This window comes from Betaproteobacteria bacterium (assembly GCA_016713305.1).
Taxonomy (GTDB): Bacteria; Pseudomonadota; Gammaproteobacteria; order Burkholderiales.
Genome location: JADJPK010000007.1, coordinates 374,129 through 392,500 on the forward strand (window position 1 = coordinate 374,129; position 18,372 = coordinate 392,500).

Annotated in this window: 18 protein-coding genes and 3 pseudogenes (1 of these 21 running past the window's edge); 11 read left to right on the top strand and 10 right to left on the bottom strand. The window is 63.9% G+C overall.

What is annotated here, in order from left to right:
• Positions 1 to 10: 10 nt before the first annotated feature.
• The 8 genes and pseudogenes from ccsA to IPK20_09850 all read left to right on the top strand — a co-directional run bounded on the left by ccsA (position 11) and on the right by IPK20_09850 (position 5,741).
• Positions 11 to 731, top strand: a pseudogene (ccsA, locus tag IPK20_09815) (cytochrome c biogenesis protein CcsA).
• Between the two features lie 68 nt (positions 732 to 799).
• Positions 800 to 973, top strand: coding sequence for a heme exporter protein CcmD (ccmD, locus tag IPK20_09820; protein ID MBK8016965.1), 174 nt, complete (start codon positions 800 to 802; stop codon positions 971 to 973).
• Positions 973 to 1,455, top strand: coding sequence for a cytochrome c maturation protein CcmE (ccmE, locus tag IPK20_09825; protein ID MBK8016966.1), 483 nt, complete (start codon positions 973 to 975; stop codon positions 1,453 to 1,455). The genes ccmD and ccmE overlap by 1 nt, the downstream gene beginning before the upstream one ends.
• Positions 1,452 to 3,443: a heme lyase CcmF/NrfE family subunit gene (locus tag IPK20_09830; protein MBK8016967.1), complete on the top strand. Its 1,992-nt coding sequence runs from the start codon at positions 1,452 to 1,454 to the stop codon at positions 3,441 to 3,443. The genes ccmE and IPK20_09830 overlap by 4 nt, the downstream gene beginning before the upstream one ends.
• Before the next feature lie 10 nt (positions 3,444 to 3,453).
• Positions 3,454 to 3,978 (top strand): DsbE family thiol:disulfide interchange protein, encoded by a 525-nt coding sequence (locus IPK20_09835; GenBank protein ID MBK8016968.1) that lies wholly within the window; start codon positions 3,454 to 3,456, stop codon positions 3,976 to 3,978.
• On the top strand, positions 3,975 to 4,457 hold the full coding sequence (locus IPK20_09840) for a cytochrome c-type biogenesis protein CcmH (protein MBK8016969.1): 483 nt from the start codon (positions 3,975 to 3,977) through the stop codon (positions 4,455 to 4,457). The genes IPK20_09835 and IPK20_09840 overlap by 4 nt, the downstream gene beginning before the upstream one ends.
• A gap of 86 nt (positions 4,458 to 4,543) precedes the next feature.
• The gene (locus tag IPK20_09845; GenBank protein MBK8016970.1) at positions 4,544 to 5,083 is read left to right on the top strand and encodes a hypothetical protein; all 540 of its coding nucleotides are present in this window, start codon (positions 4,544 to 4,546) and stop codon (positions 5,081 to 5,083) included.
• Between the two features lie 34 nt (positions 5,084 to 5,117).
• Positions 5,118 to 5,741: a class I SAM-dependent methyltransferase gene (locus IPK20_09850; protein ID MBK8016971.1), complete on the top strand. Its 624-nt coding sequence runs from the start codon at positions 5,118 to 5,120 to the stop codon at positions 5,739 to 5,741.
• A gap of 36 nt (positions 5,742 to 5,777) precedes the next feature.
• Here IPK20_09850 and IPK20_09855 read toward each other — a convergent pair whose 3' ends face one another.
• The 4 genes from IPK20_09855 to IPK20_09870 form a co-directional block, all read right to left on the bottom strand.
• The gene (locus tag IPK20_09855) at positions 5,778 to 6,092 is read right to left on the bottom strand and encodes a DUF3579 domain-containing protein (GenBank protein ID MBK8016972.1); all 315 of its coding nucleotides are present in this window, start codon (positions 6,090 to 6,092) and stop codon (positions 5,778 to 5,780) included.
• 80 nt (positions 6,093 to 6,172) lie between these two features.
• Positions 6,173 to 6,829: a haloacid dehalogenase type II gene (locus IPK20_09860; protein ID MBK8016973.1), complete on the bottom strand. Its 657-nt coding sequence runs from the start codon at positions 6,827 to 6,829 to the stop codon at positions 6,173 to 6,175.
• A complete protein-coding gene (locus tag IPK20_09865) occupies positions 6,826 to 7,521 on the bottom strand; it encodes an MBL fold metallo-hydrolase (GenBank protein ID MBK8016974.1) in 696 nt (231 codons plus the stop codon). Before IPK20_09865 ends, IPK20_09860 begins: the two co-directional genes overlap by 4 nt.
• 9 nt (positions 7,522 to 7,530) lie before the next feature.
• Entirely contained in the window at positions 7,531 to 8,112 is a 582-nt protein-coding gene (locus tag IPK20_09870; GenBank protein MBK8016975.1) for a DUF3365 domain-containing protein, read from the bottom strand.
• 124 nt (positions 8,113 to 8,236) lie between these two features.
• On the opposite strand from IPK20_09870, the gene clpB reads away from it, so the two are divergent.
• Positions 8,237 to 10,813 (top strand): ATP-dependent chaperone ClpB, encoded by a 2,577-nt coding sequence (clpB, locus tag IPK20_09875; GenBank protein MBK8016976.1) that lies wholly within the window; start codon positions 8,237 to 8,239, stop codon positions 10,811 to 10,813.
• 13 nt (positions 10,814 to 10,826) lie between these two features.
• Here the strand turns inward: clpB and IPK20_09880 are convergent, their stop codons facing one another.
• The 6 genes and pseudogenes from IPK20_09880 to IPK20_09905 all read right to left on the bottom strand — a co-directional run bounded on the left by IPK20_09880 (position 10,827) and on the right by IPK20_09905 (position 17,013).
• Entirely contained in the window at positions 10,827 to 11,969 is a 1,143-nt protein-coding gene (locus IPK20_09880) for an HDOD domain-containing protein (protein MBK8016977.1), read from the bottom strand.
• Positions 11,966 to 13,820 (bottom strand): annotated as a pseudogene (locus IPK20_09885) (chemotaxis protein CheA). The gene IPK20_09880 and the pseudogene IPK20_09885 overlap by 4 nt, the downstream one beginning before the upstream one ends.
• A gap of 58 nt (positions 13,821 to 13,878) precedes the next feature.
• On the bottom strand, positions 13,879 to 14,634 hold the full coding sequence (gene cheZ / locus IPK20_09890) for a protein phosphatase CheZ (protein MBK8016978.1): 756 nt from the start codon (positions 14,632 to 14,634) through the stop codon (positions 13,879 to 13,881).
• Positions 14,631 to 15,023 carry a chemotaxis response regulator CheY gene (cheY, locus tag IPK20_09895; GenBank protein ID MBK8016979.1) on the bottom strand — a complete coding sequence of 131 codons (393 nt, stop codon included), beginning with the start codon at positions 15,021 to 15,023 and terminating at the stop codon, positions 14,631 to 14,633. Before cheY ends, cheZ begins: the two co-directional genes overlap by 4 nt.
• A 66-nt stretch (positions 15,024 to 15,089) precedes the next feature.
• Positions 15,090 to 16,028, bottom strand: a complete 939-nt coding sequence (locus tag IPK20_09900) for a chemotaxis protein CheV (GenBank protein ID MBK8016980.1) — start codon at positions 16,026 to 16,028, stop codon at positions 15,090 to 15,092.
• A gap of 33 nt (positions 16,029 to 16,061) precedes the next feature.
• Positions 16,062 to 17,013: pseudogene (locus tag IPK20_09905) on the bottom strand (chemotaxis protein CheV).
• A 481-nt stretch (positions 17,014 to 17,494) separates the two neighbouring features.
• Here IPK20_09905 and IPK20_09910 point away from each other — a divergent pair.
• Complete coding sequence (locus tag IPK20_09910; GenBank protein ID MBK8016981.1) at positions 17,495 to 18,358, top strand: segregation/condensation protein A; 864 nt, start codon at positions 17,495 to 17,497, stop codon at positions 18,356 to 18,358.
• On the top strand, positions 18,354 to 18,372 hold the start of the coding sequence (gene scpB / locus IPK20_09915; protein ID MBK8016982.1) for an SMC-Scp complex subunit ScpB. Its footprint extends 686 nt past the window's final position; only the first 19 of its 705 coding nucleotides appear in the window; its start codon is at positions 18,354 to 18,356; its stop codon lies off the right edge, out of view. The genes IPK20_09910 and scpB overlap by 5 nt, the downstream gene beginning before the upstream one ends.

Genomic DNA, 18,372 nt, shown 5'->3' on the forward strand with positions numbered 1-18,372 from the left:
TCCTCGAGCCATGAACCTCTTCAAGTTTTCGTCGCCGCAGACTTTCTATCCGCTGGCAGGGCGCCTGGCGCCGGTGTTCTGGCTGCTTGCCGCCGTGCTGGGTGCGGCGGGTCTGTACATCGGTTTCTTCGTGGCCCCCACGGACTTCCAGCAGGGCGAGTCGTACCGGATCATCTTCATCCACGTCGCGGCGGCCTGGATGTCCATGTTCATCTACCTCGTCATGGCGGCATGGGCAGCACTGGGTCTGGTGCTCAATACCAGACTCTCGTCCATGATGGCGAGCGCCCTCGCGCCGACCGGGGCGCTCATGACGTTCATCGCATTGTGGACCGGCGCGTTGTGGGGCAGGCCCACGTGGGGCACGTGGTGGGTGTGGGACGCGCGGCTCACTTCCGGAACTCATCCTGCTGTTCCTTTACATAGGATTCATGGCCCTGCACGCCTTCATCGACGAGCCGCGCAAGGCCGACAAGGCGGCGGCCATCCTCGCGATCGTTGGCGTGATCAACGTGCCGATCATCTATTTCTCCGTGAAGTGGTGGAATACGCTGCACCAGGGGGCGTCGGTGAGCCTGTCCCGGGCGCCCTCCATGGCGTCCTCGATGCTGCTGGGCATGCTGGTGATGGCGCTGGCTTTCTGGATGTACAGCATCGCAGCCGCCCTGACGCGCGTTCGCGGCATCATTCTCGAGCGCGAACGCAACGCGGGCTGGGTGGCCGATGTCTGAGTGACGGCGGGCGCGGGTTCTCCGGGTTCCTGCCGGGAGCGGTGCGCTCGAACGAGAGGATCGAACAGATGCAATGGAACGGTTTGGAAGGCTTTCTGGCCATGGGCGGCTACGGAGCCTACGTCTGGGGCGCGTATGGTGTGACGGCCGTCCTGCTGATCGGCGAGGTCGTGCTCGTGCGGCGCAGGCACCGTGCGGCCCTGGAGTACGCACGGCGCATCTCACGTCTGGGCAAGCCGTGATGAAACCACGCCACAAGAGATTCGCCATGGTCGCGGGCGGGCTGGCCGTCCTGGGCATCGCCGCGGCGCTCATTCTCAACGCGTTCAACAGCAACCTGGTGTTCTTCTACAGTCCGACCCAGGTGGCCGCGCACGAGGCGCCCCTCAATCGCAGCTTCCGCATCGGCGGTCTCGTGGAGGCCGGCAGCCTGAAGAGGCAATCGGACGGCGTGACGGTCCAGTTCACGGTCACCGATACTGCCAAGTCCATTCCGGTCGCCTTCAAGGGCATCCTTCCCGATCTGTTCAAGGAGGGGAAGGGTATCGTCGCCCAGGGCAAGCTGGAGAGCGATGGCACCTTTCACGCCACGGAGGTCCTGGCCAAGCACGACGAGAACTACATGCCTCCCGAAGCGGCCGACGCGGTGGAGAAGGCACGCAAGGCGGAGCATGAAAGCCAGAAGACGCTGGTGCTGCAGAAATCAGGGGAGGGCGCGAAGTGATTCCGGAGATCGGCCATTTCTGCTTGATGCTCGCGCTGTGCATCGCGATTGTCCAGGGGGTGGTGCCCCTGGTGGGAGCCATGCGGGGCAATGCGCGGTTCATGGCGCTGGCGCGTCCCGCCGCTCAAGGGCAGTTCGTGTTCGTCGCCATCGCGTTCGGCTGTCTCGCATGGTCGTTCGTGAGCAACGATTTCTCCGTGGCAAACGTCGCGTCGAATTCGAACTCGACACTGCCCGTGCAATACCGGTTCGCGGCCACCTGGGGCAGTCACGAGGGATCGCTGTTGCTGTGGGTCTTCATGCTGACGCTCTGGATGACGGCCGTGTCCGTCTTCAGCAGGCATCTCCCCGAAGCGGTGACCGCCAGGATCCTCGCCGTGATGGCGCTCGTGAGTGTCGGGTTCCTCCTTTTCCTGCTGATGACTTCCAATCCGTTCGAGCGCCTGCTGCCTGGAGCCGAAGACGGCCGTGATCTCAACCCCCTGCTGCAGGATCCGGGCATGGTGATCCACCCGCCGATGCTCTACATGGGCTACGTGGGATTCTCCGTCGCATTTGCCTTTGCCATTGCGGCCTTGCTCGGCGGTCAGCTCGATGCGACCTGGGCGCGCTGGTCGCGTCCCTGGACGACGGCCGCCTGGGTCTTCCTGACGATCGGAATCTGTCTCGGCAGCGCCTGGGCCTATTACGAACTGGGCTGGGGCGGATGGTGGTTCTGGGATCCCGTCGAGAACGCGTCGTTCATGCCATGGCTCGTGGGCACCGCGCTGATGCACTCCCTTGCCGTGACGGAGAAGCGAGGAGGCTTCAAGATCTGGACGGTGCTGCTCGCGATCCTCGCATTCAGCCTGAGTCTGCTCGGTACTTTCCTGGTTCGCTCGGGAGTCCTGACATCGGTGCATGCGTTCGCCACCGATCCCGCCCGCGGCATCTTCATTCTCGCGTTCCTGTCCGTGGTCATCGGCAGTTCGCTCACGCTGTTCGCGTGGCGTGCTCCGAAGGTGGGAGTCGGCGGCCGGTTCGAGGTCATCTCGCGGGAGGCCGCGCTGCTCACCAACAACGTGCTGCTGGTCGTCGCTGCAGGCTCGGTGCTCCTGGGCACGCTCTATCCCCTGTTCATGGATGCGATGAAGCTGGGCAAGATATCGGTGGGCCCGCCTTACTTCGAGGCAGTCTTCGTCCCGCTGATGACGCCGATGCTTTTTCTCATCGGTATCGGGCCCATGGCGCGATGGAAACGCGCCGAGCTGCCCGATCTCGCGACGCGCCTCAAATGGGCGGCTGCCGTGAGCGTGGCTGCTGCGCTCGTCGTGCCTTTCGTCATGGGCCGATGGTCCCCGATGGTTTTCCTGGGATTGCTTCTCGCGCTCTGGATTGCGGCCACCTGCGTAGCCAGTGTCGCCGAGACGACCCGGCAACTCGGGGCCGTGCGCGGGCAGGGCTGGGGCAAGGCGATGCGTTCCCAGCCTCGCGGCTACTGGGGCATGATCCTGGCGCACCTCGGTGTGGCGGTGTTCATCGTGGGCGTGACCATGGTGAAGGGCTACGAAACCGAGAGGGACGTGCGGATGAAGGTCGGCGATGTGGTCGAGGTCGGGGGGTACGGTTTCCGGCTGGACGGCCTGCGGCGCGCCGACGGGCCGAATTATGACGCCACACAGGGCATCGTCTCCGTGCTCGAAAGTGGCAGCAAGCTGCTCGAACTGCATCCGGAAAAGCGTTTCTATCCCGTGCAGCAAATGCCCATGACCGAAGCCGACATGGATTCGGGCTTCACGCGTGATCTCTACGTGTCGCTCGGGGAACAGGTGGGCGACGGTGCGTGGATCGTGCGCGTCTACCACAAGCCGTTCATCGACTGGATCTGGGGCGGCGGCTTCCTGATGGCCATCGGCGGGCTGGTCGCGCTGACCGACCGCAGATACCGGCTGGCCAGACGGCAAGCCCGCGAGACCGCACGCGACGCAGCCGCAGCCGCATCGGCCTGATCGACATCCCATGAAAAGATACCTGCTTCCACTGGGCATCTTCGCCATCCTGGTCGTCTTCCTCGGCATCGGTCTCTCGCTCAATCCACGCGAAGTGCCATCGCCACTCATCGACAAACCAGCGCCCGGATTCACGCTCGCCCAACTCCACGAGCCTTCCAGGGCCCTCACGCCGCAGGATCTGAAAGGGCAGGTCTGGCTGCTCAACGTCTGGGCATCGTGGTGCGTATCCTGCCGCCAGGAACATCCGCTCCTGGTCGAACTGGGCAAGGCCAACGTGGTGCCCATCTACGGACTCAACTACAAGGATCAGCGCGACAACGCCTTGAAGTGGCTCGATCAGTTCGGCAACCCGTACACGGCATCGATCATGGACACCGATGGCCGTGTCGGCATCGACTATGGCGTCTATGGCGTGCCGGAGACGTTCCTGATCGACAAGGAGGGAGTCATCCGCTACAAGCAGATCGGTCCTGTCACGCCTTCGGATCTCCAGGAGAAGATCATCCCCCTCGTGCGGAAGCTGCAGGGATGAACGGGCGGGTCGCGTTCCTCTCGTGGGTGCTCCTGGCGATCTCGTTGTGGAGTTCGGCCTCTTGCGCACAGATGCCGGAGGAGGCGCTCGAAAAGCGGCTCTCGGCCCTGTCCGCCGAGCTTCGCTGCCTGGTCTGCCAGAACCAGTCGCTTGCCGATTCCCACGCGGAACTCGCCATCGACCTCAAGAATCAGGTCAAGGACATGATGCGGGCCGGCAAATCGGACGAGGAGATCAAGGCGTATCTCACGCAACGGTATGGCGACTTCGTGCTGTATCGGCCGCCGGTCAAGTCTTCCACCTGGCTTCTGTGGATCGGTCCGTTCGTGCTGATGGCAGGGGGTATGGTCGTGCTGGTCCGGGTCATGCGGCGGCGGGAAACGCGGGCGGAGACTCCGTCGCCCGGCGATATGGATGCCGGCGGCGCCCGCGAACGTGCCCGCGTGTTGCTGGAGGAGCCCGACGGGCCGGGGCGATGATCACCGTGGCACTGCCGGTGCGAGTCCCGCGTCTGCCTCGCGGAGGTCTAGTCAGTTCCTGCGGCCGGATGACGGGGCCGGCGCTGATGCTGACGGTCGTTCTGGCGTTTTCCGCGGGGGCGATGGCGGATGCCGATCCGGTGGGAAAGACGTTCTGGGCACGGCCGGGGCTGTGGGAGACCAGCATCGATTTCCACGCGGACGTGGAATTGAGAGGACGCGTCCCCGTGTACGACAAGCGTGCGTTCACGGTGAAAGGTCTCGTGATGGGGGGACCGTGGCCCTATCGTGATGCGATCTATCGGGTCCGCTTCGACGACGGAAGCCAGGCATTCATCGACGCCGGTGATTTCGCCGAGCGCCTGTATCACGAGCTTCGGCCCGACGAGGTGGCGGTGTCGCCGTCCTTCGAGCCACCGCTGGGACGCGGCATCCAGGTCCACACGTTTGAACGGTCCAGCATCTTCGCCCGGGATCCCGATGAGATCTGGCAACGGGTGAAGGATCAGGGACCTCGGGCATTGTCGCCCGTCCCCGTCAGACCGCCCAAGGGGCACCGTCGGGGATCCGCGCCGGATGTCGTGCGCGAACCGCATCCCGTGAATCCCGTGATCTCCCCCCGCTGAATGCTCGGCGGCGATCGTCCTCGAGGAACATCTCATGCCTGAATTCAACGATGCACAAAAATTCTGGGACGAGCGATTCGACACGTCCGACTACATCTTCGGACGCACCGCGAACGTCTTCCTCACGCAGGAGGCGCATCGCCTGGCTCCGGGTTCGACCGTGCTCGACGTTGCCTGCGGCGAAGGCCGCAATGCGGTGTGGCTGGCCGAACAGGGGCATGCGGTGCACGCGTTCGACGTGTCTCCTCTCGCGCTCGCCAAGGCGCGCCTGCTGTCGCAGGATCGCGGCGTGTCCGTCCGATGGTCGCAGGCGGATGTGAGAAGCTGGACGTGGCTGCCGGAGACTTACGACGCGATCGTCTGCATCTTCATCCAGTTCGCGTCACCGCAGGAGCGAAGCAGGCTGTTCGAAGGCTTCCGGACGGCGCTCAAGCCGGGCGGACTGGTGCTGATGCAGGGCTACACCCCAAAGCAGCTCGAATACCGCACGGGAGGGCCGGGAGACGTGGCGCACCTTTATACGCCCGAACTTCTGCGGGACGCATTCCGCGAGTTCGACTTGCTGCGTCTGGATGCGCACGAGGCGGTTCTTGCGGAAGGCACCAAGCACGTGGGCCGGTCCGCGCTCATCGACCTGGTGGCCCGCAGGAAGGACTGACGCAGGCGCGGAGGCGCGCCTTGGGGACCCGGCCGGTCAGGCGTCTGCGGTCTCGTCGTCGTGGAGACGGATCTTGCCGCGGCCCGGCTGCACTCGCAGACGGTTTTCGCGCGCGAAGGTCATCAGGAACTCGTAGGCGGCGGGATTGATGTCGCGGAGTACCGTCTCGATCACCACGCCGGCCTGGCCTTCCCGCCAGACGGGACGCGCGTGGCTGGAATAACGCAGGCGATGCTCGCCATCGAATGCGGCGAGTGCGCCACAAAGCCGCTCACCCCAGTCGCTGGGACGAAAGACCCGGCCGTCCTCGGTGACACCCACGATCAGCCATTCTTCCGGTTCGACGTGCATTCGCCCTGCCGCTTTCCAATCGACCTCTCCTCAACGGCAGGGGAGACGACTTCCTTGAGGATTGGCGCGGGCGGACGAGATCAGTCCAGGTAGCGGATCAGTTCATCCAGGGACGAGAGCACCGCGAAAGGTTCGATGCCCAGGTTGTCGGGCTGGATACCGCTGCGATTGATCCAGAAGGTGCGGAATCCGAAAGCGGTGGCGCCGGCGATGTCCCAATAGTTGGAGGAGACGAATCGCACGTCGGTCGCCTGGACACCCAGGATCTGCGTCGCGTGACGGTATACGCTGGGATGCGGTTTGTAGATGCCCAGACTGTCCACGCTGACGAGCGCATCGAACGATGCGGCCAGTCCGGCGTTGCGGACGACGGCTTCGATCATCGCCGGCGTGCCATTGGAAAGGATGGCGCGCCCGGACCCTGCGAGCCGCGCGAGTGTGCCGGGCACCTCGGGGTAGGGGGAAAGGTGATCGTATGCGGCCAGGAGCGTCGCACGGGTCTCCTCGGAAAGGGTCAGCCCGAGGGCGCTGCAGGCATGCCCGAGGGCATCGGCCGTCACCGTGGTGAAGTCGAGATAGCGGCCCATGAGGCTGCGAAGCCAGGAGTACTCGAGTTGCTTCTGCCGCCACAGGCGGGAGAGTTCCATGCCCCGGGCGGGGAACAGGCGATCGCAGGTGGTCACCACGGAATGCACGTCGAAGAGCGTGCCGTACGCGTCGAACACGAATGCTTTCATGGCTCCGCTCCAGTGCGGCCACCGAGGAGATTGGCCGGTACCGCCGTGGCGATCTTCTTCGGCTCGGGGAGATGCAGGTTGTCCATGATCTCCACGAACTGATCTCTCGACTTGCCGGCCAGACGGGGATTGGTGGACTTCTCCTCTCCGATGGTCGACACACGGCGGCCCTTGTAGTCGTGTCCCGGATAGACGAGCGTGTCATCGGGCAGCGTGAACAGCCGGCTGGTGATGCTTTCGTACAGTGCCTCCGCGCTGCCGTTCTGGAAATCCGTCCGTCCGCAGCCGCCGATGAGCAGCGTGTCGCCCGTGAGGAGCCGGTCACGCCACAGATAGCAGGTGCTTCCGGGTGTGTGGCCGGGCGTGGAAATCGCACGCAGCAGTTCGTTGCCGAAGACCACGATGTCGCCGTCGTCCAGAAGGCGGTCGAACCCGGAGGCGCCGCAATGGCGGCTGACCCCCGTACGCGCCCCTGTGCGCTCCTTGAGAACGCCCGCCCCGGTGACATGGTCGGCATGCACGTGCGTGTCGAGAATCCAGACGAGCTTGAGACCGAGCGCGGCGATGACTTCGAAGTCCCGCGCGCTGTTCTCCAGCACCGGGTCGACGACGACCGCCTCGCGGGCGACGGGGTCGCCCAGCACGTACGTGTACGTGGACGATTCGGGATCGAAGAGCTGGCGGAAGAGCATCCCGGCCTCTCAGAAAGGCTTCTTGACCGTGAATGCCCCGCGGATCTGGCCCGGGGTGTAGCCGACGGCGTGGTCCTTGGGGTATTCGGCAGCGAGCTTCTGACGGACGGAATCGGGGATCGTCTCGGGCGTTCCGTGGCAGGCGAGACACAGGGGCTGCACAGGAATGGCCTTCATGTACCGCAGATAACGGCCGGCAGGCTCGGAGACGACTTCCACATGCTCCAGCGCATCGGGCTTCTCGCCTGCCGCGGCACGGCGATCGAACTCGGCCAGGACGGACTGCTCGAAGGCGTCCGGCTGTCCGAGCATGGGGTTGCGGGCCCGCAAGCTGACCCTCGCCACTCTGGACCCGGTCTGACGGGACAGGTTGCCGGCGATCTCCGGCGCCATCTGCCGGCAGACTCCGATGGCCCCTTCAGGCCCCGACGCCGCCATCTCCTTCTTCAAGGCGCCGCCCAGCTCACGGGCGAGCTGGCTGGTGAGTGCCCGGGCTTCAGCCACTGCGCCGTCCTGTTCGCCGTCCGCCCGGACCACAGCCGGAAGCCACAGCGCGGTGGACACTGCCAGAACGAAAGCGGTCATTCTCATCGTGCGATCTCCTCGAGTGTTCCGGGTGGATTCTAGTCTCTCCCGGCGGCGGCAGAGAACGGTTGAAAAGCGCGGTGCCAACCCCATCTGCCGGAGCAGACGACATCATTGCCAGGGGGAAGACATGCGCTTCGACAGACTCACCACCCGATTCCAGCAGGCTCTGGCCGATGCCCAGAGCCTTGCCGTCGGCAAGGACAACGGCTACATCGAACCGCAACACCTCATGCTGGCACTGCTGCAGCAGGAGGACGGTTCCACCTCGTCCATCCTTCAGCGCGCGGGCGTCAACGTGCCTGCGCTCACGACGGGCCTGAAGACGTCCATCGACCGGCTCCCCACGGTGGAGGGGACAGGCGGAGAGATCACCGTGTCGAGGGATCTCGGCGCGCTGCTCAATCTCACGGACAAGGAAGCACAGAAGCGCGGCGATCAGTTCATCGCCTCGGAGCTTTTTGTCCTCGCCGTCGCGGACGACAAGGGAGAGACCGGCCGGCTTCTCAAGCAGCACGGGGGCAACCGCGCGGCGATCGACCAGGCGGTGGCGGCGGTGAGGGGGGGCGAGTCGGTCCAGAGCCAGGAGGCGGAAGGCAGCCGCGAAGCGCTCAAGAAATTCACGCTGGATCTCACCGAGCGGGCGCGGGCTGGCAAGCTCGATCCGGTGATCGGCCGCGATGACGAGATCCGCCGCGTCATCCAGATTCTGCAGCGACGCAGCAAGAACAACCCGGTGCTGATCGGCGAGCCGGGTGTGGGCAAGACAGCCATCGTGGAAGGCCTGGCGCAGCGCATCGTGCACGGCGAGGTGCCCGAATCGCTGAAGGACAAGCGGGTGCTGGTGCTCGACATGGCAGCGCTCCTTGCAGGCGCGAAGTACCGTGGGGAGTTCGAGGAGCGGCTCAAGGCCGTGCTCAAGGAAGTGGCCCAGGACGAAGGCCGGATCATCGTGTTCATCGACGAGATTCACACGATGGTCGGCGCCGGGAAGGCCGAAGGGGCCATAGACGCCGGCAACATGTTGAAGCCGGCACTGGCACGTGGCGAGATGCACTGCGTGGGAGCGACCACGCTGGACGAATACCGCAAGTACATCGAGAAGGATGCTGCCCTGGAGCGGCGCTTCCAGAAGGTGCTGGTGGACGAGCCCACGGTGGAGGACACCATTGCGATCCTGCGCGGACTGCAGGAGAAGTACGAAGTACATCATGGGGTCGAGATCACGGACCCCGCGATCGTGGCGGCCGCGGAGCTTTCGAACCGGTACATCACCGACCGCTTCCTGCCGGACAAGGCCATCGATCTCATCGACGAGGCCGCTGCCCGCATCAAGATGGAGATCGACTCCAAGCCGGAACAGATGGATCGTCTGGACCGCCGGCTCATCCAGCTGAAGATCGAACGTGAAGCCGTGCGCAAGGAGAAGGATGAGGCCTCGCAGCGACGGCTGCAGATGATCGAGGACGAGATCGGCCGGCTCGAGCGCGAGTACGCCGATCTGGAGGAGATCTGGAGGGCCGAGAAGGCGCAGGTCCACGGTTCCCAGCACATCAAGGAAGAGATCGAGCGCATCCGGCTCCAGATGGAGGAGGCCAGGCGCAAGGGCGACTGGCAGACGATGTCCGAACTGCAGTACGGCAAGCTGCCGCAATTCGAGGCCCAGCTGAAGAAGGCGGACGCCGAGGAAACGACCGAGAGGCCGAAGCTTCTGCGCACGCAGGTGGGGGCGGAGGAGATTGCGGAAGTCGTGTCACGCGCGACTGGCATTCCGGTCTCGAAGATGATGCAAGGCGAGCGCGACAAGCTGCTTGCCATGGAGGACCGCCTGCATGCGCGGGTCGTGGGTCAGGATGAAGCCGTCCGCCTCGTTTCGGATGCGATACGCCGCTCTCGCGCAGGGCTCTCCGATCCCAATCGCCCCTACGGCTCCTTCCTGTTCCTCGGACCCACGGGCGTGGGCAAGACGGAACTGTGCAAGGCGCTCGCGGAGTTTCTGTTCGACTCGCAGGAGCACCTCATCCGGATCGACATGAGCGAGTTCATGGAGAAGCACTCGGTCGCGCGGCTGATCGGTGCGCCACCCGGGTATGTGGGCTACGAAGAGGGCGGTTATCTGACCGAGGCAGTGCGTCGCAAGCCGTACTCGGTGATTTTGCTCGACGAGGTCGAGAAGGCGCATCCGGACGTGTTCAACGTGCTGCTGCAAGTGCTTGACGATGGCCGCCTGACCGACGGGCAGGGTCGCACGGTCGATTTCCGCAACACCGTGATCGTGATGACCTCGAACCTCGGTTCGCAGCTGATCCAGCAGATGGCGGGAAGCGACTACGGCGTCGTGAAGGTGGCGGTGATGGCGGAGGTGAAGACGCAGTTCCGTCCGGAATTCATCAACCGTATCGACGAGGTCGTGGTGTTCCACGCGCTCGACGAGAAGCACATCCAGTCGATCGCAAGGATCCAGCTGCGTTACCTGGAGCAGCGCCTTGCCCGCATGGACATGGTGCTGGAGGTGACAGATGCCGCGCTCCAGGAACTCGCGCAGGCAGGCTTCGACCCGGTTTACGGGGCGAGACCGCTCAAGCGGGCAATCCAGTCGAGCATAGAGAATCCGCTCGCGAAGCAGATCCTGGAGGGACGGTTCGGTGCGAAGGACCGGATTCGCGTGGACTGTCCGGCCGGGGTCTTCCGCTTCGAGAAGATCTGACGAAGCAGGGCGGTCAGGCGGCGAGCTTGTTGGCCCAGGCGAGCGCCTCCAGATGGAGGCGATTCACCTGGGCTGCGGAGAGCTGCATGTTGCCCGCAGCCTGCTCCAGGGCACCCGACTCGGGCACCTCGACCGATTCGGCGAGCTTGAGGATCGGGCCATACAGACCCGATCTCGCGGTAAGCGCGTCGTTGACCGACTCCGACAGGTTGAGTTGTCCCACCAGCTGATCCATGGGCATCTGGAGGATCGACGGCAGCATGGAGAACACGCCGACGATGAAGAGGTTGTCCCGTTCCTCCGCGGCGATGAACGATTCGCCGACCAGTTCCGTGAGCCTGCCTCGCGCCGCCGCCTCGCGCATGAGCACGGGCGCCGCGGACGTATGTCCGGATGTGGCGAGAAGCAGGGCGAGCCAGCGTCCGAGGTTCTGATAGCCGAGGATCGACACCGCATGGCGGAACGACTGGATCTCGCATGACAGACCGAATCCGGCCGAGTTGATGTAGCGAAGCAGGCGGAACGACAGGGTCGCGTCGCGCTTCAGCACCTGTTCGATCTGCGCTGGGGGCGCTTCGGTGCGGGCGAGATTGATGAGTTCCAGGACGGATGCCTGACCCGGCGTCACCGACTTCTGCGGTGCGGTCGTGATGCGGCGGTACCAGTCTCCCTCGAAAAGATGGGCACCAATCTCCCGGCCGTCGTCGAACTGGTCTCGCGTGGAGACGCCGCCGACGATGCGCTTGCCAGGCAGGCGCTGCGAGAGCTTGGCGACCGACTTCACCGATTCGTTCACCCGCAGACCCAGCCAGACGTACTCGGCGGCGGAAAGATCGGCGGGAAAGTCCGTCAAGCCGCTGTGGACCCGGACGCACGTGCCGACATGATGCTGCTTGAGGATCCCGATGCGGCTCGCACGCGACGGCGGCAGCGAAACGGTGACGCCCTGCGGGATTTCCTCGGTCAGTTCGTCGAACGGAGCGCCGGTGTCCTCGATCACACAGAGGCCGCCGGGGGATTTGTCCGCTCCGATGGCCGCGAAGAGTTGCCGGTACGGCGCCGTGTTGCCCGTGCCGGTCGCTGCCATCAGATAGCCGGCGAAGCGGCTGTCCTTGCCGAGCAGCGGAGTGCGAAGGAGGAAGCCTTCCCCCATCATGCCGCCAGGTCGAAGAGCTCGCGGCGCGTCTCCCGAGTCGGTTCGGCAAGCAACTGTTCCATGTCCAGGACCAGCACCACGGAGCCGTCGCCGGACAGGGTGGCACCGGCGATTCCCTTGGGCTTGATGTCGTCGAGCGGCTTGATGACCACGTCGTCGCGGCCCACGAAGCCGTCCACGCCCAGGATGAAGCTGCTGATCGCCGTCTGCAGCAGCACGCCATAGGCAGGCGGCTGCCCCGGGTTGCCAGCCGATCAGGCGGGAGAGCGAACGGATTTCCAGGACTTCGTCCCGCACGAGGAGAGTCGCGCGGCCCGAGACTTCCTGGACCTCCTCGGGCCGGATGTTGATGATCTCGCGCACCAGCGACAGAGGCAGTGCGAACGACTGCTCGCCGACCTTCACCACGAGCACCGGCAGAATGGCCAGGGTGAGCGGCAGGGAGATGGAAAACGTGCTGCCCTTGCCGATCACGGACTTGATGTCGATGCGGCCGTTCAGCTTGGTGATGTTGGTCTTGACGACGTCCATTCCGACACCGCGGCCGGAGAAACTGCTCACCTGTTCCTTGGTCGAGAAGCCCGGCATGAAGATGAGATGCAGCGCGTGCTTGTCGTCCATGTTCGCTGCCGTGTCGGCATCGATCAGGCCCTTCTCCACAGCCTTCTTGCGCAGCACGTCCGGCTTCATGCCGCGCCCGTCGTCACTGATCTCGAGAACGATGTGGTCGCCTACCTGCTGGGCCGAGAGTTTCACCCGGGCTGTCTCGGACTTGCCGGAGGCTCTGCGTTCCTCGGGGGACTCGAGTCCGTGGTCCACTGCGTTGCGCACGAGATGGATGAGCGGGTCGCCCAGTTCCTCGATCATCGTCTTGTCGAGTTCCGTCTCTTCCCCTTCGAGCACCAGTTCTACGTTCTTGCCGAGCTGGCGGGCCATGTCCCGCGCCACCCGGGGATACTTCTGGAAGAGCCGGCCGATGGGTTGCATGCGGGTCTTCATGACCGCGTTCTGCAGGTCGCTCACGAGCAGATCCAGATGGCTGACGGCTTCGTCGAGCGCGCGGAACGTCTCGCCGTCGGTCTTGCCGCCGAGGATGTCGGTGCGCAGGCAGTTGAGGCGGTTCTTCGCCAGACCGATTTCGCCGGACAGGTTGAGCACCTGATCGAGGCGGTTCGTGTCGATGCGAATGGTTGTTTCCTGGGACACGACCACACGGTCGGTGTCGCGGCGACCGGCGCGCGTGCCCTCGGCTTCCGGCTGATCGGAGGATCGCCGGCCAGGACTTCTCGGCTGCACCTCATGGACCTGCATGGCCGCTGCCGCCGGCACCGCCGTCGTCCTGCCCAGCAGTGCATCGTAGAGAAGTTGCCAATCCGGACCGTCGGATGCCGCCGGGGTGCCGGAGGACACGGCAGGAGCCGGTATCACGGCCGACGTGGCCGGTGCCCCGGCGCTCATGCGGCCCTCCAGGGCGGCTTGGAGGGCGTCGAGCATCGCCTGCTCTGCCTTGGGAGGCAGCGCGCCCCTCTCCAGGTACCCGAACATCTCGCGCACACCCATGGTGGCCGAGAGGATCACGTCCATCAGGTCCGGACTGAGAGACAGCTCGTGATTGCGCAGTCGGTCGAACAGGTTCTCGGTGAGGTGGCAAAGCTTCACCAGCTCCTCGACGTTGAGGAACCCCGCGCCGCCCTTGATCGTGTGGAAGCCGCGGAAGATGTCGTTGAGAAGCCCGGAATCCTCTGGATGCTTTTCCAGTTCCACCAGCTTGTTGTCCACATCGGACAACAGCTCGTTCGCTTCCGTGAGGAAGTCCTGCAGCAGTTCTTCCATCCCGGCGAAATCGCTCATGTGTGCTGTTCCTTGCTGGCTCGGGGCGCCACGCACCCCGTTGATCGCGCGTGTCGGGTCAGAAGCCGAGGCTTTCGAGGAGATCGTCGACCTGCTTCTGGTCGGTCATCACGTCGGCGGAGCCGTCGTGCTTGATGACCGGACCGGCGAGACCCTTGGCCTCGATCTCCTCCTTTCGATCCTTGGGCAGCTGATCCAGCAGCAGTTCCAGCAGCTGCTTTTCCACCTGCTTGGTCATCTCCATCATCTTCTTGATGACCTGGCCGGTGAGATCCTGGAAGTCCTGCGCCATCATGATCTCGAGCAGATGCTCGTTGGTCACCTTGGCATGCCCGGGCACTTCCTTGAGGAACGTGCGCGTGCGTCCCGCCAGATCCTTGAACTCGTCGACGGAGAGCTGGTTCGCGTAGAGACGATCCCATTCGGTACCCAGCGACTCGGCGCTTCCGCCGATGTGCTCCTGGATGGGTTGCGCGGCTTCGGTGGCGGACAGCGTGCGGGAGGCGGCCTGTTCCGTCATGGCGGCGATGTACTGCAACCGGTCCTGTGCATCGGGAATCGCCTGCGCGGCTTTCTCGATCATCCGGTCGTATCCGAGTTCCCGCATGCTGTCATGGAGCGACCGGGTAAGTTGTCCCAACCGGTTGACGACATCGTTGACCATGGCCTCCGATGCGGCGGAGGGCAAGGCTGCGGGCGCCGATGCGGCAGGCTTTGCAGGTGCCGCCGGTTCGGGCTCGCGCGTCGTCTCGGCGACGATGCTGTCGAACAGCGCTTCGAGTTCGTCTGAATCCTGATGGGCCGCGGCGCTCATTGAGTCACTCCCTGCTTCTGCAGAATCTTGTTGATCTTTTCCTCGAGGGTGACCGCCGTGAACGGCTTCACCACGTAACCGCTGGCACCGGCTTGTGCCGCTTCGATGATGTTCTCCTTCTTGGCTTCGGCGGTCACCATCAGCACGGGCAGATGCTTCAGTTGGGCATCCGCACGGATGGCACGCAGCATGTCGATGCCGCTCATGTTGGGCATGTTCCAATCGGAGACGACGAACTCGAACCCGCCACTGCGGAGCTTGGCGAGACCGGCCACACCGTCCTCGGCCTCGTCCACGTTCGTGTAGCCGAGCTCCTTCAACAGGTTTCGGATGATGCGGCGCATGGTGGAGAAATCGTCCACCACCAGGAACTTCATGTTTTCACTCATCGGGACAGCTCCAGCGATTCCACTTCAATTCGTTGCGGCACTTCACGCGATTCGCCACTTTTCGTCTCATCGCGTGAGGAGGGGACGGAGCGTGTCGGCGAGAACGACGGGATCGAACTTCGCGACATACGCGTCCACGCCCACGCTCTTGCCCATGGCCCGGTTCGCCTCCGAGGACAGCGACGAGTGCATGACCACGGGAATGCTGTCGAACCGCGAGTCGCTCTTGATGTTCCGTGTGAGTACGTAGCCGTCCATCTCGGGCATCTCCGCGTCCAGCAGGATGAGGCTGATGGAGTCGGCGAGATCCTCGCCTTCCGCCTGGGCCCGGCTTGCCAGTCCGCGAAGCCTTTCCCACCCCTCGAGGCCATTGTTGGCCTGGTGATACCGCACGCCCAGCCGATCCAGGACCTGGCTGATCTCCTTGCGGGCGACGACCGAGTCATCCACGAAGAACACCGTGTGCTGCCGTTCCGACTGGATTTCCTCGAGGTCCGGTACGGCTTCCTCGCCGAATGCGCTCACCAGGATCTGTTCCACGTCCAGGATCGAGACGAGCTTGCCGTCCGGAAGCTCGGTGATCGCTGTGATGAGACCCTCGTGGCCAGACAGTACCGTCTCGGGTGCCTTGACCTTGTCCCAGTCGACGCGGACGATCCGGTCCACGTCGTGGACGAGGAAGCCCTGAGTGCGGCGGCTGTACTCCGTGACCATCATCGTCTCGGACGAGCACCCTTCGGCTCCGCTGATGTTCACGAACTTCGCCAGGCTTATCACCGGGATGATGTTCCCTCGCAGGGAGATCACGCCCTCGACGCCGGAAGGCATGTTGGGCGTCCGGGTGATGGGGGGTGTCCGGGTGACTTCGCGTACCTTGAACACATTGATGCCGAAGGTCTCCCGAGTTCCGAGGGAGAACAGGAGGATCTCCATCTTGTTGGAGCCGGCCAGCTTGGTCCGGGCATCCACGGCGTCGAGGAGATTCTGATTTTCTGCTAGATCCATGGTGGGTGATTCCGTTTGCGGTCGACGTCGGTGTCAGGCGTTCTCGAGAAGGCGGCGCGTGATCGCCTCCGCGAGTTTCGTGGGTTCGAACTTGGACACGTACTCGTCGACGCCCACGGACTTGCCCAGTTGCTGGTTCTGCATTCCGGAAAGCGACGAGTGCATGATCACCGGCAGCTTCGCGGTGCGCGGATCCGTCTTGATGTGCTTGGTGAGCATGTAGCCGTCCATCTCGGGCATCTCGACGTCGGTGAGGACGAGGTTCACGTAGGCGGTCACGGGGCGCTTGGCCGATGCCGCGACCTGGCCGATGCGATCGAGGTCCTGCCAGGCCTGCCCGTCGTTGATGGCCGAGATGTAACGCACACCCATGGCATCGAGCGTGCGCTGGATCTGCTTGCGGGCAATGGGCGAGTCGTCGGCGAAAAAGAACCGTCTTGGTCGCGTGCTCGATTGGCTTGATGTTGACGTAGAGGTGTTCGTCGTCCTGCCGGGTTGTTTCCGCGAGGATCTTTTCCACGTCGAGCATCATCACGAGGCGGCCATCCTGCAGTTCAGTGACGGCTACCACCAGGCCGCCGAGCTTGGACACCAGCATCTCCGGGGGCACCTTCATGGCGGACCAGTCTAGGCGCAGAATGGTGTCGACGGCCTCCACGAGGAACCCCTGCGTGTGGCCGTTGTACTCGGTGACGATCATGATCTGAGGGGGGTTCTCGACCGGTACCCCGGCATATTTCGCCAGATCCACCACCGGCACGAGCGCCCCGCGCAAGCTGACCATGCCTTCGACGGCAGACGGCATCTCGGGAGCGCGTGTGACATCGGGCGAGCGCATGACTTCACGTACCTTGAACACGTTGATGCCGTAGGTTTCCCGGCGTCCCGTTCGCGTGTCCGTACCGAGGGAGAACAGCAGAATTTCGAGTTTGTTCGTGCCCGCGAGCTTGGTTCGGGCATCGATCGTCTTCATGAGGTCGGACATCTGGCGTTTCTCCGCGCATGGTTGGGGCATGGCCCGTCCGCAGGGTTGCAGGAGCGCTGGACCGGTGTGCTTGCCGGCTGAGCTCAAGCCCAAGGGGACGCTCGGAGTATCGGCACCCCAAAAAAAACCTTTAAGGCTGGTCGGGCGGCCGGGCCGGCGCATCGATCGGGTGCCGGACCTGCTTCGAGGGTGTCGGTAAGTAGCGGATTCCTCGAATCTTGATTGAAGTCGATGGTGGCAACGTGAACAGGAACAGGGCGGGGTGTCCCGGGGCGGATCTCGGACACATTTGTTGGCCGGAAAGTGGCGTCTTGCACGATCTAGAGAGAGGCAGTCGGCCCCTCCGCTGCAAGGGGGAGCCAAGGGGCGCGGCCGCGTTTGCCGGACCCGCCAGGCGAATGGTCAAGCGAGGGCCTTTGGCCGATAATGAGGAGGTCAATGCTGGAGGGCCCACGGGCGCTCCGGTTCACATCCATCCGTCATCTTTGCATTCAAGCACTTGGTAGAACTGACCGTCATCGAAGGAGACAAGGACCGCGACAGGGGAGAAGCCCCGGCGGCAGTCGCCAAGGTCTACGGCCGGCCGGTGCTCGAAGTCCCCAACGATCTGTACATTCCACCCGATGCGTTGGAGGTCTTTCTCGAAACGTTCGAGGGACCGCTGGATCTGCTCCTTTACCTGATCAGGCGCCACAATCTGGATGTGCTGGACATTCCCATGGCCGAACTCACGCGGCAGTATCTCCAGTACGTCGACGCGATGCGCGAGCAATACCTGGAACTTGCGGCAGAGTATCTGCTGATGGCGGCAGTGCTCATCGAGATCAAGTCCCGCATGCTGTTGCCGCGTCCTCCATCGGACAAGGATTCAGCCGAGGACTCGCTGGATCCGCGTGCGGAACTGGTGCGGCGGCTACTGGAATACGAGCAGATGAAGCTGGCTGCCCAGAAGTTGAATGCGTTGCCTCAGCTCGGACGCGACTTTCTTCCGGTTCAGGTCGCCATCGAAAGAACGGTGCTGGTGCGGTTGCCCGATGTGGACCCGGAGGACCTCCGGCAGGCTTGGCTTGGCATTCTGGCGCGAGCCAAGGCGACACGTCATCACAAGGTTACGCGGGAGCAGCTTTCGGTACGCGAGCACATGACCCGTGTGCTGCGAGTGCTTCGGGATCGCACCTATGCCGAGTTTGCAGACCTGTTTCAGCCTGAGCGCGGTGTCCCGGAACTGGTGGTGACGTTGCTGGCGGTGCTGGAACTTGCCAAGGAGTATCTGGTAACCGTGACACAACAGGCCGCCTTCGCGCCCATCTATGTAAGGCTCAAGGATGGAAACACTGTCGATTGATCTCGCTCGAGCGA

Bases quoted from the DNA above. Each gene is read 5' to 3' on its own strand.
- IPK20_09835 (MBK8016968.1), top strand. From the start codon at position 3,454: ATGAAAAGATACCTGCTTCCACTGGGCATCTTCGCCATCCTGGTCGTC.
- clpB (MBK8016976.1), top strand. From the start codon at position 8,237: ATGCGCTTCGACAGACTCACCACCCGATTCCAGCAGGCTCTGGCCGAT.
- IPK20_09865 (MBK8016974.1), bottom strand. From the start codon at position 7,521: ATGCTCTTCCGCCAGCTCTTCGATCCCGAATCGTCCACGTACACGTAC.
- ccmE (MBK8016966.1), top strand. From the start codon at position 973: ATGAAACCACGCCACAAGAGATTCGCCATGGTCGCGGGCGGGCTGGCC.
- cheY (MBK8016979.1), bottom strand. From the start codon at position 15,023: ATGAGTGAAAACATGAAGTTCCTGGTGGTGGACGATTTCTCCACCATG.
- IPK20_09845 (MBK8016970.1), top strand. From the start codon at position 4,544: ATGCTGACGGTCGTTCTGGCGTTTTCCGCGGGGGCGATGGCGGATGCC.
- IPK20_09840 (MBK8016969.1), top strand. From the start codon at position 3,975: ATGAACGGGCGGGTCGCGTTCCTCTCGTGGGTGCTCCTGGCGATCTCG.
- IPK20_09880 (MBK8016977.1), bottom strand. From the start codon at position 11,969: ATGATGGGGGAAGGCTTCCTCCTTCGCACTCCGCTGCTCGGCAAGGAC.
- IPK20_09850 (MBK8016971.1), top strand. From the start codon at position 5,118: ATGCCTGAATTCAACGATGCACAAAAATTCTGGGACGAGCGATTCGAC.
- ccmD (MBK8016965.1), top strand. From the start codon at position 800: ATGCAATGGAACGGTTTGGAAGGCTTTCTGGCCATGGGCGGCTACGGA.
- cheZ (MBK8016978.1), bottom strand. From the start codon at position 14,634: ATGAGCGCCGCGGCCCATCAGGATTCAGACGAACTCGAAGCGCTGTTC.
- IPK20_09860 (MBK8016973.1), bottom strand. From the start codon at position 6,829: ATGAAAGCATTCGTGTTCGACGCGTACGGCACGCTCTTCGACGTGCAT.
- IPK20_09900 (MBK8016980.1), bottom strand. From the start codon at position 16,028: ATGGATCTAGCAGAAAATCAGAATCTCCTCGACGCCGTGGATGCCCGG.
- IPK20_09855 (MBK8016972.1), bottom strand. From the start codon at position 6,092: ATGCACGTCGAACCGGAAGAATGGCTGATCGTGGGTGTCACCGAGGAC.
- IPK20_09870 (MBK8016975.1), bottom strand. From the start codon at position 8,112: ATGAGAATGACCGCTTTCGTTCTGGCAGTGTCCACCGCGCTGTGGCTT.